We start from the raw sequence: 16365 nt of genomic DNA, 5'->3' as shown, positions 1-16365 counted from the left end.
CACTTGACATTTCGATGGCGGCACAGGGTAATACCACACTACCATTCCCATATGCTTGACCTCCTCACCACATGTGCCGACATGATCCCTTCGTTTGCTGCGACACTTGCCCAGCATGAGACGCATGAAGCTGTTGCTGACGCTGCAAAGGTCTCCTACGACTGGGGTGCATTGCTGACAACATCCGGTCTTATTGCGCTGCTGACGATCACTGCGCTCGAGGTGGTGCTCGGCGTTGACAACATCGTCTTTATCGCGCTCATTAGCAATCGTACAGAAGAGAAGTATCACGCCAAGGTACGGACGCTAGGACTGTTCACGGGTGCGACAATCCGTATCCTCATGCTGCTCGGACTAAGTTGGATGTTCGCACTCGACAAAAAACCTCTATTTCATCTCGCTGGCGAGCCAATCACAATCAAGGCACTCATCATGCTCGCGGGTGGCATCTTCCTGCTCGGCAAAACAACGATGGAGATTCACCACAAGATTCGTGGCGTACAACATCATGACGACCCAGCAAACCCAAAGCCAGCACTCTCTATCGCTGGCGCGATCGGGCAGATCCTCGTCATTAATGTGGTGTTCAGTCTGGATTCGGTCATCACAGCAGTCGGCATGACTCACGTTGTCCCAGTGATGATTCTCTCCGTTCTCTTTGCTGTGTTTGTTATGGTAGCGTTTGCTGGCATTATCAGCAGGTTCATCAACAAGCACCCGTCATTGCAGATACTCGCGCTGGGATTTCTATTAATGATCGGTGCACTGCTGATCGCGGAAGGATTCGGCAAGCATCTGCCTCGCGGATACGTCTACTTCGCGATGGCGTTCTCGCTGGTGATCGAACTCGTCAACATGCGGTACGACGCGATGCGCAGCAAAGCTGCGGCGAAGCAGATTCACTGACAGATCGAAGATGCGATCTCATGCGCAAGCGTTTCGATCGCGGTTGCCAGCACATCGATAGACTTTGCATATTCATCAAGACGGATGTGTTCGTTCGGTGTGTGATCGAGCGAGCTGTCACCTGGGCCGTACGCTGCAATCGGACATTGCCAGACAGGCCCAACAACGCACATATCTGCCGTCCCCGTCTTGTGTTTCGGCCTCGGTGTCGATCCGTGCTGGCGAATCGAGTTGCTGATTGCACGCGCCACAGCATCATTTCGATCAGCAACCCAGCACCCCTGATGACCGAACACATCAAGCGTCACATCCTGTGTTGTGTGCGCACGAATCGCGGACTCCAACTCCTCCGGCAATATCCAGCGAGGCAACCTGAATCCGCAGGTCATCTCCGCTTGATCCACAACACCATCATTCGATGATGTGCTGGTGCGAATCGTTGACTGCACCTGATCGAAGAGCCGCTCGTGCGATTGGTTGATCTCGTACAAATACGCAAGCACGGTGTTCCACCACGCAAAGAGCATATCAACTGCAGAAGCTTCCGGGCCCGCGGTGTGCGTATTCTCCCGCTGCACACTTGCGCGAATCTGCATCGTGCCCTTGTATCCCAGCGTTACCCCGTCCCAGCCGCTCGGTTCGCCGATGATGCACGCAGCAGGTTTGAGTTGTGTTGCAACAAAGTGCGCGCCGGGCGAAGCCGCGATCTCCTCCCCCACTGCTGCAACGACGCGAACCGAAATGCCTTCCGGAAGTACCGCGCGTGCTGCTGCGCACAACATCGCACACAATGGCCCCTTCGCGTCGACGCTCCCGCGCCCGTAGAGCACACCGTCCTCCACGCGCACCGGGATATCGCCCGGTACGGTATCGATATGTCCGAGCAGCACAATTTCTCTCGCACTTTCCTGCCGATTGCGAGTGAGCGCGTGCCCGTTTCCTGCCTCGTCGATCTCTGCATCGAGTCCAATCTGGTTTGCTGCGCGCACAAAGACACACACAGCATCAACTTCGTGATTGCTCACACTCGATGTTCGCACAAGATCACAGAGAATATCGATTGCTGTCCCGTTCGACACACTTGTGCGGGTTGTTTGTGCTGAAAGATCCGTCACGCTCGCTGCCCCGAGATTGTGCGATCAACGGTGAGTCTGAAATCACGATCGCGATTGGTTGCAAGCGCCACGAACCGGTTCGGGGTTTCCTCCTGCTCCTCAAGATATAGACGCGCCATGTTCGGGAGTCTTCCAATCATCACAAAGAGCATGGCTGCTCGCGCATCAAACCCCATATCGAGCAGCAACCCCGCAGCGATCCCATCAATATTGATCGGGATGCGTTTGCGGGCGTAGAGCGCGCGTCCGACATTGCGCGCTGTGCGCAGGTACTTCCCGTCCCATCCAAGCTGATCCGCGAGTTCGACGAGCTTACGCACACGCGGGTCGGTGTGCTCCTGCAGTTCTCTTGCTGCGTTCTCGTCAAGCCCGGTCGTGTTCGGGCTGCGATGGAATCTATGCCCGTATCCCCACACGCGATCGCCACGCTCAAACACCTGATCGATATAGATTTCCATGTCGTCGATGTCGTCCGCGATGTGCTGAATCTCCCGCATCGCGCATTCGAGCGCGCCGAAGTGGTACGGTCCCATCGCTGCGGAGATGAAGTTGATCGCACACGCAGCGAACGGCGCTCGAACGCTCGCTGCAACACGCGCCCCGTGCGTCGATGGTGATGTCACGCCATGCTCGCAGAGCGATACGAGATACGCGTCGATCACCTGACGCTCGACATCGGACGGATACCGTCGCTGCAACTGGAAGAACAGCATATCGACGTAGCTGACGTTGTCGATCAGTTCGCCGATCGGAACGCCCATCGCAAAGATCTCACCATCGTGAACGCAGCTCTCGCCACATGGCAACGGCTTCGTATCAACAGCATTGTCATGCTCAACCGCAAACGCAGTCATACCAGTACTCCTTCAAAGACGGTACCCGCACCATTGCGAGCCTGCTCGATCGCCTCCGGACCGTTGGCTGTACCGATGACAACACGGCGCACGCCGCCGTTGATCGCTTCCTCAGCAGCCAGCACCTTGTTCTTCATGCGTCCGTGTGCAGCCTCACGCACAACATCAATGCCCGTGTCTGCAACAGATGGAATCACACTTTCCGGATCATCCGCAAACCGGCGCACGCCGGTGACATTCGAGAGCAACAGCAGTTCATCAGCTCCGAGCGCAACCGCTGTCATCGCAGCCGCACGATCCGCATCGACGTTGATCGCGACACCGTCGTGGGAAATTGCGGGCGGTGTCAGCACCGGCGTGAAGCCTTGGTCGAGTAATGTTTCGAGCAACTGCGTGTTGACCGTCTCGACGCGCCCGGAAAGATCGTCACGGATGATCACGGTGCGACCATCTTCGACAGCACGTATCGCGTTCTTTCGTTCGCCGCGCCAGATGCCGCCGTCGATGCCACTCAAGCCTACAGCGTTCACACCGAGTCTCTGAAACTGTTCAACGATCGACTTGTTGATCTTGCCGCAGTACACCATCTCGAAGATCTCGAGCGTGCGTCGATCCGTGCGCCGACTCGTATGACCGGACGGGCTGGTAATCGTCTGCGCGGGATGACCAAGTTGCTCAGACACCACATTCGTCTCGTGCGAGCCGCCATGCACCAGCACTATCCGATGCCCGCGCCCGATGAGTGCAGCACATTGGTGGATCACCGGTTCGAGTTCGATCCCCTCTCCGCCACCGATCTTAATTACTGTCAACGACATGGTCTCTCCTCCATTCGGTCACGCGGGATGCAGTCCCGGGATCATCAGACCAGCTGTTTCTTCGATTCCGAATGCGATGTTCATCGCCTGCACAGCACTCCCGGCTGCGCCCTTCATGAGATTGTCGATCGCGCACAACGTCACGATCCGCCCCGTTCGCTCATCGACACCGAAACCAACGTGTGCGTCGTTACTCCCCAGCAACACCTTGGGGTCTGGCAGGCGGTGCAGTCCGGATCGCTCGTTGACAACACGCACGAACGGCTCTTTCGAGTACACCTCGCGGAACAGCTTCCAGACTGCTTTCGTCTCCATGCGTTCCTTCGGTATGATGTGCGCTGTACAGAGGACACCACGCACCATCTCGATCGCGGTCACAGACACATCGAGCGTGAAATCACCGAGCGCCTGATGCACCTCCGCTGCATGGCGATGGCCCGTCAGCGCGTACGAGCGCACTGCGCGCGAACGCTCGGGATGATGCGATCCCGCGCTCGGCTCTGCACCGGACTCTGACGAACCAACCTTGATGTCTGCAATAACTCGATCGATAACACCAGCGCGTGCCAGCGGGAGCAGCGCGAGATTCATTGCGGTCGCATTACAACCAACACCACTGATGAGTTTCGCGCTCTGAAGTTGATTGCGTGTCAGCTCGGGAAGCCCGTACACCGCGTCACCCAGTCGAGAGGGCGAAGAATGCTGCCATTCGTACCACTCGGTGTACTGCTCGGGCGTGCGGAGCCGAAAGTCCGCGGACAGATCGATCACTGTCCCCGCTCGCGACATCCAATGATCGATCTGTGATGCAGCGGTCCCGTGCGGCATGCACAGGAAAACGACATCGACGTCCTTCACATCGTCGGGACCACAGAACTCAAGATTCGTCCGTCCCCGCATGTGCGGATGCACAACAAACACAGGATTACCCGCGTGCGATCTTGAGCTTATGGCTGTGACGTCAACCTGCGGATGCATGGAGAGCACGCGAAGCAGTTCGCCGCCCGTGTACCCGGATCCACCAATAATTGCTGCACGTATCTGACTGGCTTCTGTCACGACGCGAGCACTCCTGTCAGTGACGGCGTGTTCACACTCGTGCTATTCATAATGTGTTCGACGATCCTGCCGGGAATATCGATGCCCGTTGTTGCGATGGAGTTGCGGAACTCCATCGAGTGGTTCACCTCGTTCACAAGCAACCCTCGATTCGGACATTCGAGCAGATCAATCGCGATCGCATCGCCACCAACCGCGTCATGCACGCGTCTGGCAAGAGACACGAGTTCGTCTGTCAACGGTTCGTTCTGCGCGCTTCCGCCACGCGCGGTGTTTGTCACCCAGTGTTCGGAGTACCGCGCGATAGCTGCGATGGGCTCGCCCCCAACAACGAACACGCGGAGATCGCGGTCGGGCTTGTCGATGTGTTCCTGGATGTAGTACACATGATGCTGCACCGAGCCAAGCACATCGCGATGCTCGATGATCGCCTCGGCTGCGTCCATGTCGTTGATTCGCGAGACCATTCTTCCCCAGGACCCAACTGTCGGCTTAAGCACGACAGGGAACCCCATCACACGGATGGCTTCGAGCGCCGCTTCGGGCGACAGCGCGATGCGCGTGCGCGGGTTCGGCACGCCAGCCCTTTCGAGCGCCAGCGTCGTGCGAAGCTTGTCAGAGCACACCTCGACGACGTCCGGATGGTTCACGCATCGGACACCAGCCATATCGAGCATGCGCAACGTCGTGATCGACGTTGTCAGGCTCAACGAGCGATCGAACACGACATCGAACTGGGTCCATCTCGACATGTCGTCGAGTCTGAATACCTCGGGTCGGATGTCGACCAGCTCGACATTGGCACCGCGAGCCTCGAACGCGTCGACGAGCAGGCGCTCCTCTGTTCGCATCCGGGTATGAAGCATGGCAACACGCATCTGCAATCCTCTGGTCTTTCTGTAATGGGTATGAAGGTGAGTATGTCTGGCCCTGCTTACTCGCCCCAGTCCTCTTCGACTTCCGGCGCGATCTCAAGACGCAACGGATTCGTGCAAGTCACTTCGAGCTCAACCCGGCACTCGGAGCACCGGCAAACCTCACCATTGAGGGGCGAGCGTTCGAACGTGATCTCAGCGTCGCATTCGGGGCAGGCGGTTGCGATCAGGGTGGCTGCATCGGACATGATCAAATCTCCTGTGGTTCTGTGCTGTGGCACTCGTGGCTGAACAATCGAAACAAACGGACGACAAACGAAAACGACCCCAGGCTGTGACGCTCGGGGTCGTTCTGGATTCTGATTTCTGCAGTGGTTTATGCCGCATCATCCAAATCCAAACGGAAAGCCCAAGCGTCATTCGCGCCTTTGCATTTCGCTGCTTTGGATTTGGGATTCATGGATACCATGGGTGTGTCAACTTCGTGATTCCGGCACCGATTCTGGAATCGGCTGCCATGATGCTACACAGATCCATCGACTCGTCAACTGATCGGACTTGAGAAAGAACATCGATCAGCACGAAAGTTGTTTCACCCGTCCTCAGGTTTGACGGGTTCTTTACTCCTGCCGTTACTTCCCGATCGTCAAACCGACAGGCTGGGGTCTCGGCGTATGGCTCGGCTCCACCACGAGGTTCAGAGCAGCCCGTTTCCCGCCGGACGGGGGCAATCCTTCCTTGTCGATGTGGCGTTGGATGGCCATCACGCCCTCGATCAACTGCTCGGGTCGAGGTGGGCACCCGGGCACGTACACGTCCACTGGGATGAACTGATCAACGCCCTGAACCACGGCGTAGGTGTCGAAAACGCCACCCGTCGAGGCGCAGGCTCCCATCGAGATGACCCACTTCGGCTCGGGCATCTGCTGGTAGATCCGCTGGAGCACCGGCATGGTCTTGATCCCGATGCGCCCGGCAACGATCAGCAGGTCAGACTGGCGGGGCGAGAACCGCATCACCTCAGCCCCGAACCGGGCAAGGTCGTACCGGCTGGACGCTGTCGCCATCAGCTCGATACCGCAGCACGCTGTCGCGAACGGCATCGGCCACAGACTCGACCGGCGGGCCCAGTTGATCACACGCTGCAACTGCGTGGTCAGGATCATGTCAGTGGGCAGTGCGGCTTCGATTCCCATGGGGACGGTCTCCGGAAAAGAGCGGGTTCGAACCATTATACGCCACGGAAATCGCGATGTTCAGGGGCTGTTCTGTCGGGTGGGAAGCAAGATGAACCACAGAGGACACTGAGGAACACAGAGACAGCACGGAGACAAAGCCAAGCGTCATCCCCGCGCAAGCGGGGATCCGGTTCTGTACATCATGATCAACGAGCTCTGTGCGCAAACACAGGGTCAGATGTTGTATGTCTGCGAGATAACAGCGACCCCGAACCTGGCGTGAGAACTTAAGCACGATCCATGATGAACTTGAGTAAAACAGCATGTCAGTGAATTAAACACGGGACAAATATGGAAACAACTAATGCATCTCAGATTGGGTGGCGGACAATACACTAAACACAGATTCTGCAATCAAGCTTGCGCTATGCACATCTGATTCAACTATAAGAAAGCAGCACTCATATTTGTCGTGCACGCAGATAACCCAGTCCCACACTGCCTTTCGCTCGTGATGCTTACTGATCACATCGGACAGCGCGGTAAGAGATGGAGCTTTGCCAGCCATATCTGTTTCAACTAGCAGACCTTTCGCAAACTTGATTGCTGGAATCGCCCTGACTCGGGCACCATCAAACAACCCCAACGGAATATCGCTTGTCCTTGGCCAGATATATAGATGATAAGACCACGTCTGGTGTGTAATGACTTCCTCTACCATCTCTCCACACTCGAAGTAGAGTTCATAACTACCAGCTGTGCGGATCGCGGATTTATGCCTTTTTATTGTTGAGGCAAATCGCTGCTTAACCAGACTACGCCTACATTGCTTTGCACAATGGTCACCATGCACACGCGACGACCATCCCTGGTCCACCATCTCATTCAGTAATGCATAGCTTTTTCGATGCGCATGAACCTGAATCGCAATGATTACTATGATTGATAGAGCTATTATCACCAAACTTGTGGTCATAGCATCCATTTTCCTATATTACAGTTCGCTACAAGCGATTTCACTGAAACTATACTAGACCAATGATTGCGCACAGATTTCGTTCGAGTATTTCTATAGCTGGATCCCCGCGTGCGCGGGAATGACGACATTCATCTCGTCTTCACTTCTCTGTGTCTCAGTGCCTCTACGGTTCACCACCCCACAAGCTCGCGAATCCTCGCAAGATGCTCATCACTGTGCATAGCCTGGCTCGCACACCCATGATGTCTTGGTGCCACTGGTATCTCGTGAAACGAGTACCAGTGCGATGGGCTTGAATGTCTGCACTGCTTGTTGCGATGCGACAAAGCAGTGGCACTCTGCGAACAACACAGGAGCCCGGGGCGTCCCGCCCCGGAAACGGAAGCAACTGTCCCGTGGGGCGAGACGCCCCACGCTCCTGAACTTTGCTGCGCGCCGCGCTCCTGAGCGTTGTATGCACTATCGCACTTGAGTGCGCTATGTGTCCAGCGCATCATCATGGTCACGCTCGCGTGACCATGGCACCCAGCAAAGCCCGTTCTCCGTGGACCTCTGTGTCCTCTGTGGTAAAAACTTGGAAAAACCTAGCTCTCGCGCACCATTGTCCACACGCGCTCGAGCAGGTCCTTCAGTCCCTTGCCCGATGCGCTCGAGATCGACATCACCTCGGTGCGTTCCACGCCGAGCCTGCCCGAGAGCACCGCGATCTCGTGATCAAGTTCCTCGTCGAGCATCAGATCGGTCTTTGAGATCACCACAAGCTCGGGCTTCTCTGCAAGTTCCTGCGAGTACGCGCTGAGTTCTGCGCGGATCTTCTGGTAGTTCTCGTCCGGGTTTGACTTGTCCGTAGGCTCGATATCCACAAGATGCACCAGCACGCGCGTGCGCTCGATGTGTTTCAGGAAATCATGCCCGAGTCCTGCGCCGTCTGCTGCGCCCTCGATTAATCCCGGGATGTCGGCGAATGTCAGTCTGCGCTCTGGGTCGAGTTCTGCGATGCCAAGCTGCGGCGAGAGTGTCGTGAACGGATAGTCGGCGATCTTGGGATGCGCGCGTGTGATCGCAGAGAGCAGCGTCGATTTGCCCGCGTTCGGCAATCCGATGATGCCGACATCTGCGATGAGCTTGAGTTCGAGTCGGAGTTCTTTCTGCTCGCCGGGCTCGCCGGGGTCTGCGCGTCGCGGCGCCTGGTTTATTGACGTCTTGAAATGCTCGTTGCCGAACCCACCACGACCGCCGCGCGCGACGGTGTGTTTGGAGTCAGGTCCAAGGTCTGCGATGAGTTCGCCGGTCTCATTATCAAAGACGAGCGTGCCCTCTGGGACGCGGATGACGTAATCTGCTGCGGTTGCACCGGTGCATTGCGATCCCATGCCTGCCTGACCGTGGTCAGCGCGCCAATCGACCTTGCCTCGGAAATCGGCGAGCGTGTTGATGCCTTTGTCTGTCTGGAGGACAACAGATCCGCCGTCGCCGCCGTCGCCGCCATCGGGTCCGCCCTTGGGGATGTACTTCTGGCGCCTGAACGAAACACACCCGTTCCCGCCGTTGCCCGCGTGCACCCTGATGACCGCTGTATCAACAAACATGCAGGGACGATATGCGAACCGTGTGAAATTGACAGCAAACCGGACACATTGTGCCCGGTCCGCATGCAGCAAAGGAGTCTGGTTGGGTTGTTATGCAGCCTTGCGCTGGTACTGCCCGGAACGGATGAGACCGCGGAGGCGTTCCTTGTCGCCAGCACGCGGGAAGTACGAGAACGCGACAGCCATACGTGATGGTCCGGGTGCGTCGTCGTCATCAATCCAGATGACGTTGCCAATGACAAAGACGCTGAGTTGCGGCCCCGTAAGCGGGAGCGGCGGCATGTCAATGCGGATCGCGACCTGCGTGCCGGGTGCGATGGGGCGGTCGATCTCAAAGCAGAGCCCGCCCTCGGATATGTCGTATGCGTGCCCATCCAGCGTGAAGATGTCCGAGTCCATCAGACGCACCGAGATGGGTGAGTATGCTGGCGGCAGATCGAATCGCGGATGAATGCGGCGATTGTCGGGTGTTGCGGTTGTCGTTGCGGTGGCCATGGTGTTTCCGTTCGTTGTTCCTGGTCAGGCCCAACCCGCGCGGGCTCAGGCTCGTTCTGATCCGTCGAATCCGCTCAGGTCGATCGGACGAACCTCCACACCATCGTGAACATTGGACAAAGCACTCGAGAGGGATGCAGAAACTGCGCGATCGCTGGATTCAAAGCGACAGATTCGGGAATGGTTTGGTGTCTGTGTGGTCGCTACCATCCGCCTCGCACCTGCAGACTGGTGAATGGGAGAGGGAGATGGCATCCGTGGCCAAACGCGCTGGGCAGAAGAAAACATCAACCAGGAAGACCTCGACAACAAAGGTCTCCACGAAGAAGGCGACGACACAGGCGTCATTTTCTCGCGCAGCTTCGCAGATCGAACCCCGACCTGCTATGAAGGGTGCTGTACATCAGGATGAGAAAGTCATCCGTGTTCGTGGCGCGCGCGAGCACAACCTCAAGAACATCGATGTGACAATCCCGCGCGACAAGCTCGTCGTCGTGACCGGGATGTCGGGATCAGGCAAGAGCAGCCTCGCGTTCGACACCATCTTTGCTGAGGGTCAGCGCAAGTACATGGAGAGCCTGTCCGCATATGCGCGCCAGTTTCTCGATCAGCTGAAGAAACCAGACATCGACGAGATCGAGGGCATCCCTCCCACCATCGCGATCGAGCAGCGCTCCGCAGCGCACAACCCACGATCCACCGTCGCAACAACGACAGAGATCTACGACTACCTCCGTCTGCTCTTTGCGCGATGCGGAAAAGCGTACTCATGGGCACCCACAAAGCAGAAGCGCGACGGCACCGTGACCGCGCGCTCGGGCACACCCATCAGCGCAACGAGCGCGTCGCAGATTGTCGACGGCGTGTCGCGACTGGCTGAAGGCAAGCGCATCCTCGTGCTGGCGCCAACGGTGCGCGGCAAGAAGGGATTCCATCGCGATGTCCTCGAAGCCTACGCGCAGCAGGGCTGGCAACGCGCTCGCGTCAACGGCACCATCCACGATCTGCGCGACGTGCTCACTGAACCAAACGAGAACCCGCTCGATCTTGGCAGATACGAAAAACACACCATCGAAGCGGTCATCGATCGCATCGCTGTGAATGCTGAGTCGCGCCAGCGCCTTGCCGAGAGTGTTGAAGCAGCGCTGCGTGTTGCCGACGGCTCGGTCATCATCGCGATCGAGGAACAGAATGGCGACACAGCAACATGGACTGATCACGCGTTCAGCTCGAAGTTTGCCGACCCCAAACGTCCCGAGTACGCGCTCGAGGAACTTGAGCCGCGCGTGTTCTCGTTCAACTCGCCGCACGGGATGTGCAAGTCGTGCACAGGTCTCGGGTCCATGCTTGAGTTTGACGAGGAACTTGTGATACCCGACCCTGAGCGCCCGATCGCAAAGGGCGGTGTCGCGCCATGGAAAGCCAACGGCCCCGGCGCCATGGTGTATCCGAGAGTCATCAAGCGGTTCTGCAGAACCGTCGGCATCAGCCCGACGACACCCATTGGCACGCTCGAACCCGCGCTCATGAAACTGCTCATGCACGGGACCGACGGCAAGAAGGACACGAAGTACGGCATCAACTGGCAGGGTGTCATGCCGATGCTCGCCGACTGGTTCAACAAGACCGAATCGCAATGGGTCAAGGACCATTTGCACCAGTTTCAGACGCAGAAGACGTGCCCCGTGTGCAACGGCGATCGATTACGCATCGAAGCGTTGCATGTCGTCGTGACAAGTGCGCACAAGGCTGACACGAACCGCGCGTGCAGCGAAACAGTCATTGGCAGGCCGAAGAACGACGGATCAATGCTCAATATCGCGGAGCTTGCGCGCCTGAACATCTCCGACGCGCTCGCATACATCGAGAATCTGAAGCTCGATTCCGAACAGCAGCACATCGCTGAGCCGATCGTCCGCGAGGTCGGAAATCGTTTGCGTTTTCTCGCGAGTGTCGGGCTCGAATATCTCTCGCTTGATCGCAGAACAGCGACACTCTCCGGCGGCGAAGCGCAGCGCATCAGGCTCGCAACACAGGTCGGGTCGGGACTGGTCGGCGCGTGTTACGTGCTCGATGAACCGACGATTGGTCTGCACCAGCGCGACAACGATCGACTCGTGCGTACGCTGCGTCATCTGACCGATATCGGAAACACCGTCATCGTTGTTGAGCACGACGAGGACATGATCCGTGCCGCCGACTACATACTCGACATCGGACCGGGCCCCGGCGTGCACGGCGGGCGCGTCTCCGCGTGCGGCACAGTCGATGACATTATTAATACTGCGGGTTCCATCACGGGCGAGTATCTCTCTGGTCGCAAGCGCATCGATGTGCCAACAGAAAGGCGCAAGGTGTCCGCATCAAAGGCGATCACCGTCAAGGGCGCAAAGGAGAACAACCTGAAGAACGTCGATGCAGCGTTCCCCATCGGCGGGCTCGTCTGCGTTACAGGCGTATCGGGTTCGGGCAAGAGCACACTTGTCAACGAGATCCTGCTCAAAGCGGTGCGCAGAGAGCTGCACGCGGGGCGCGATAAGCCCGGTCAGCATTCGCGCATCACAGGCATCAACAAGATCGATCGCGTGATCGAAGTCGATCAGTCGCCGATCGGGCGCACACCTCGGTCTAACCCTGCGACGTACACCGGCATCTTCGACGACATCCGCAAGGTCTACACACAGACGCGCGAGAGCAAAGTCCGCGGGTATCAGCCGGGCAGGTTCAGCTTCAACGTGCCCGCAGAGCGCGGTGGCGGTCGATGTGAGGCGTGCCAGGGCCAGGGGCTCAAGCGCATAGAGATGCACTTCCTGCCCGATGTCTTTGTCACATGCGAAGTATGCAACGGCAAACGCTACAACCGCGAGACACTGGAAGTGCTCTACCGCGGCAAGAGCATTGCTGACGTGCTCGACATGACGTGCGAGGACGCGATCGATTTCTTCGAGAACCATCCGAAGATCGTCCGGTTCACCGAGTGCATGCGCGACGTCGGGCTCGGGTATATCACACTTGGTCAGCCTTCGACGCAACTCTCAGGCGGTGAGGCGCAGCGCGTCAAGCTCGCGACAGAACTCGGTAAGGGCGGCGGCACAAAGAACGATCCACGCGCGTACACCCAGGGTTCGGGCAACTCTTTGTACATTCTCGATGAACCAACAACCGGTCTGCACTTTGAGGATATCCGCAAGCTCGTCTCCGTTATCCACATGCTCGTCGACGCGGGCAACACCGTCGTTGTCATCGAGCACAACCTCGATGTCATCAAGTGTGCAGATTGGATCATCGATCTCGGCCCCGAGGGCGGCGATGGCGGCGGCACTATCGTCGCGGAGGGCTCGCCCGAGACCATTGCGAAGAACACCAAGAGTTATACCGGGCAGTGGCTCAAACAAATGCTCTGAAGCTGCTCTGAAACAAAGTGAATACCAACAATCGGTTTTGCGTTTGCTCCACCTACAGACCAAGGAGAACCAATGCAGCGAATATTAACAATGATTGGGTTGATGTGCTGCACACTCACTGCCAACGCACAACCAGATATACAGCCAGATTCAGAACCACGAGCAGTCGAGGTTATCCTGCAGAATACCGAAGCAGTTCGCGATCTTGTTGACTCTCGGCTTGGCACAGCGTTTCTTGATGCGGCATCCGATCTCCCATTACTGGACACGCCACGCACAGTCTACTGGAATCGCCAGACACGGATCGCGATGACAGAAGCGGAATATGGGAATGCAGACGATCTGGCTCGGGAAGGGTTCGAGAAGCGTGAGTATGACGAGCAGTTCTACTACTTTACCGGATACGGCACACCGATCGCATATGCTCGCATGATCGATCTTGCTGGACAGCATGGCATCGAATCATTTGAAAATGCGCGCGTGCTTGATTTCGGATTTGGCGGCATCGGCCATCTTCGCATGATGGCAAGCTGCGGCGCCCATTGCGTCGGGCTGGAGGTGCTCGACTTGCTCCGCGCACTATACAGCGATCCCCTTGATACCGGGAGCATTGAAAACACGAACGGCTCACCGGGCTCAATCTCGCTGTTGTACGGCCGGTACCCTGCTGAGCAACACATCAACGATGCTGTGGGCACCGGCTATGACCTGATCATTTCCAAGAATACGTTGAAGCTCGGGTATATCCATCCGCAGCGTGAGGCAGATCCACACACGGTGATTAATCTTGGGGTCAATGACGAGATTTTCCTTCAGCATATGTTCGATGCACTCGAACCAAACGGGTTGCTTGTCGTGTACAACATATACCCACCCCAGAACCCTCCTGATGAACAGTACATGCCGTGGGCAACTGGCGAGTTTCCGTTCGATCGCACACTCGTCGAAGGTATCGGCTTTGAGGTCATTAAGTGGAACGTTGACGACACACCAACTGCACAAGCAATGGCACAGCGATTTGAATGGGCAGACGAATCGACACTCGACCAGTTTCTTGGGATGTACACCATTCTCAAACGCCCAGTACAAGACACATCGCTGGACAAATAACGTTCAGAGATAAAAAGCCCGCGACCATATGTCGCGGGCTTTTGAGTAACTCTCACTATGACGATTAGGTGTTAATCCGTCTCGCCGATCTGCCAGCGGACAAACTCGTGCACCTTCGCACCGTCGCCGAGCAGTTCCTTGATCTTCTTGCTCGGGTCCATGACGAACGGCTGCTCAAGCAGCGCGACCTCCTCATAGAACTTGCGCATGCCACCCTCGACGATCTTCTCGGCGATCTCCTTGGGCTTGCCCGAGTCCATCGCTTGCGCGAGACGGAAGCTGCGCTCCTTCTCGACCATGTTCTCGGGAATGTCATCCGGTGTCACACCGAGCGGGCGAACAGGGTTCGCTGTAATGTGCATACACACCTGCTTCAGTGCATCCTCATCCGCGCCTTCGGCGTGAATAACAACACCGGTCTTGCGGTCGTGATGAACATACACGCCAAACTTCGATGAGCCTGCTGTGCCCGTGATCTTCTTCGAACGTCCGAGCGAGATGTTCTCACCGGTCGAGATACGAAGATCCTCGATCAACGGGTTGGCATTGTCGCCGTTGCCTGCAAGCACTTCCTCAGCAATCTTCTGTGCTGCGGTGTAGAACTTTTCGTTCTTGGCTGTAAAGTCGGTCTCCGCACGAAGCTCGATGATTGCTGCTGCGCCACCGGGAGCATCAACCGCAACAGAGATGCAGCCTTCACCAGCGGCACGATCGGAGCGTTTTTCCATCTTGCCCTTGAGCTTGATGCGGAGAAGCTCTTCTGCCTTCTCAAGGTCACCGCCAGCCTCACCGAGCGCTGCCTTGCAGTCCATCATTGGAAGCCCGGTGGAGTTGCGGAGCTTCATTACGTCCTTTGCGGTAATCGTCATTATCGAGTCCTCTCTAACTCATTCTGCTGGAGCAGGTCACTCGCAGCATTCTGTTATTTATTCTTCGCTTTGATGGGCTGATTCATGGTTTGGTGATGATGAAAACCACGCCAGCCGAGTTTTCGTCTGGTTGTTGAAACGCGCGATTGCGCAGCTCTTGACGGCTGATGCTCAGCCTGCGGATGCGGGCTCGGGTTCATTGCCCGCATCGGGTGCTGGAGCAGGGTCGTCCGCACGGAACTGTGAGCGACGTGAGCGGCGGCGTTCGCTGGATCGTGCTCCATCCTCATCTCCGCCAGCTTTGGCAACCTCGGGAGATCGCTGCTGCTTGCCCTCGGAGATTGCCTTGCACAACTCGCGGACAATCACGTCGATCGAACGCATGGAGTCGTCGTTGCCTGGGATCGCGATATCCGCATACTGCGGATCGGCATCTGTGTCAATCAGGCAGATCGTTGGGATGCCAAGCTTGCGTGCCTCCTTGATGGCCGTCAGCTCTCGCATCACATCAACGATAACAAGTGCGCCGGGCAGTTTGTCCATCTTTCGGATGCCCTCAAGGTTGCGCTTGATCTTCATCATCTCGCGACGAAGCTGCGACTCCATCTTCTTGGAATAACTTGCGAAGTTGTCATGAGCTTCGATTGCTTCGAGTTCTTCCAAGCGCTTCAGACGTGAGCGGATCGTGCGGAAGTTCGTCAGCGTGCCACCCAGCCAGCGTTCGGTCACCCAGTGCATTCCGACTTCGCCGACACGTTCCTGGAGCACATCCTTGGACTGGCGCTTTGTGCCGACAAAGCACACATCCTTGCCGGACGCAACGGTTTGAGAAAGGTATCGCTTCGCGAGCAGCAACCCCTTGACCGTTTCCTTGATATCAATGATGTGGATGCCGTTGCGTTTGTCGTAGATAAACCGACCCATCTTTGGATTCCAGCCGGAAGCCCGCTGGCCGAAGTGGATACCGGATTCAACGAGATCTTTTACGAGTGTCTTTGCATCGTCTGACATGTGATTGACCTGCTTTCGTGCAGCAAACCGTCGGGAATGTCGATGCGCAGGCGTGCTCAGTCGCTACTGAACCGGACACGCCACCCTCCCAACCTGGTGGTTG

General features: G+C 57.1%; 14 protein-coding genes. 3 read left to right on the top strand and 11 right to left on the bottom strand.

The features are described from left to right. The first annotated feature begins 81 nt into the window (after window positions 1-81). Entirely contained in the window at window positions 82-906 is an 825-nt protein-coding gene (locus H6815_11500) for a TerC family protein (protein ID MCB9861063.1), read from the top strand. Here H6815_11500 and H6815_11495 read toward each other — a convergent pair. The 9 genes from H6815_11495 to H6815_11455 form a co-directional block, all read right to left on the bottom strand. Further along, window positions 900-2021 (bottom strand): [LysW]-lysine hydrolase, encoded by a 1122-nt coding sequence (locus H6815_11495; protein MCB9861062.1) that lies wholly within the window; start codon window positions 2019-2021, stop codon window positions 900-902. The two genes, H6815_11500 and H6815_11495, sit on opposite strands and share 7 nt — an antisense overlap. After that, window positions 2018-2875: a citryl-CoA lyase gene (locus H6815_11490; protein MCB9861061.1), complete on the bottom strand. Its 858-nt coding sequence runs from the start codon at window positions 2873-2875 to the stop codon at window positions 2018-2020. The genes H6815_11495 and H6815_11490 overlap by 4 nt, the downstream gene beginning before the upstream one ends. Further along, the gene (locus tag H6815_11485; protein MCB9861060.1) at window positions 2872-3687 is read right to left on the bottom strand and encodes a [LysW]-aminoadipate kinase; all 816 of its coding nucleotides are present in this window, start codon (window positions 3685-3687) and stop codon (window positions 2872-2874) included. Before H6815_11485 ends, H6815_11490 begins: the two co-directional genes overlap by 4 nt. Window positions 3688-3711: 24 nt before the next feature. Beyond that, window positions 3712-4752 (bottom strand): N-acetyl-gamma-glutamyl-phosphate reductase, encoded by a 1041-nt coding sequence (locus H6815_11480; GenBank protein ID MCB9861059.1) that lies wholly within the window; start codon window positions 4750-4752, stop codon window positions 3712-3714. Beyond that, entirely contained in the window at window positions 4749-5630 is an 882-nt protein-coding gene (lysX, locus tag H6815_11475) for a lysine biosynthesis protein LysX (GenBank protein ID MCB9861058.1), read from the bottom strand. Before lysX ends, H6815_11480 begins: the two co-directional genes overlap by 4 nt. Window positions 5631-5686: 56 nt before the next feature. Beyond that, window positions 5687-5854: a lysine biosynthesis protein LysW gene (gene lysW, locus H6815_11470; GenBank protein ID MCB9861057.1), complete on the bottom strand. Its 168-nt coding sequence runs from the start codon at window positions 5852-5854 to the stop codon at window positions 5687-5689. A gap of 405 nt (window positions 5855-6259) precedes the next feature. Next, window positions 6260-6823 carry an NADH-quinone oxidoreductase subunit B gene (locus H6815_11465; GenBank protein ID MCB9861056.1) on the bottom strand — a complete coding sequence of 188 codons (564 nt, stop codon included), beginning with the start codon at window positions 6821-6823 and terminating at the stop codon, window positions 6260-6262. Between the two features lie 1545 nt (window positions 6824-8368). Continuing rightward, on the bottom strand, window positions 8369-9373 hold the full coding sequence (gene obgE, locus H6815_11460; GenBank protein MCB9861055.1) for a GTPase ObgE: 1005 nt from the start codon (window positions 9371-9373) through the stop codon (window positions 8369-8371). A gap of 90 nt (window positions 9374-9463) precedes the next feature. After that, window positions 9464-9868, bottom strand: coding sequence for a PilZ domain-containing protein (locus tag H6815_11455; protein ID MCB9861054.1), 405 nt, complete (start codon window positions 9866-9868; stop codon window positions 9464-9466). Window positions 9869-10254: 386 nt separating this feature from the next. On the opposite strand from H6815_11455, the gene uvrA reads away from it, so the two are divergent. Both uvrA and H6815_11445 read left to right on the top strand, forming a co-directional pair. After that, entirely contained in the window at window positions 10255-13272 is a 3018-nt protein-coding gene (gene uvrA, locus H6815_11450) for an excinuclease ABC subunit UvrA (protein ID MCB9861053.1), read from the top strand. 72 nt (window positions 13273-13344) lie between these two features. After that, on the top strand, window positions 13345-14382 hold the full coding sequence (locus H6815_11445; GenBank protein ID MCB9861052.1) for a hypothetical protein: 1038 nt from the start codon (window positions 13345-13347) through the stop codon (window positions 14380-14382). Window positions 14383-14453: 71 nt separating this feature from the next. On the opposite strand, the gene tsf is transcribed toward H6815_11445, so the two are convergent. Continuing rightward, window positions 14454-15251 carry a translation elongation factor Ts gene (gene tsf / locus H6815_11440; protein ID MCB9861051.1) on the bottom strand — a complete coding sequence of 266 codons (798 nt, stop codon included), beginning with the start codon at window positions 15249-15251 and terminating at the stop codon, window positions 14454-14456. A gap of 171 nt (window positions 15252-15422) precedes the next feature. After that, on the bottom strand, window positions 15423-16262 hold the full coding sequence (rpsB, locus tag H6815_11435) for a 30S ribosomal protein S2 (GenBank protein ID MCB9861050.1): 840 nt from the start codon (window positions 16260-16262) through the stop codon (window positions 15423-15425). Between the last annotated feature and the right edge of the window lie 103 nt (window positions 16263-16365).

This window comes from Phycisphaeraceae bacterium (assembly GCA_020639155.1).
GTDB lineage: Bacteria > Planctomycetota > Phycisphaerae > Phycisphaerales > UBA1924 > JACKHF01.
This window is presented reverse-complemented; position numbering and strand designations above follow the sequence as displayed.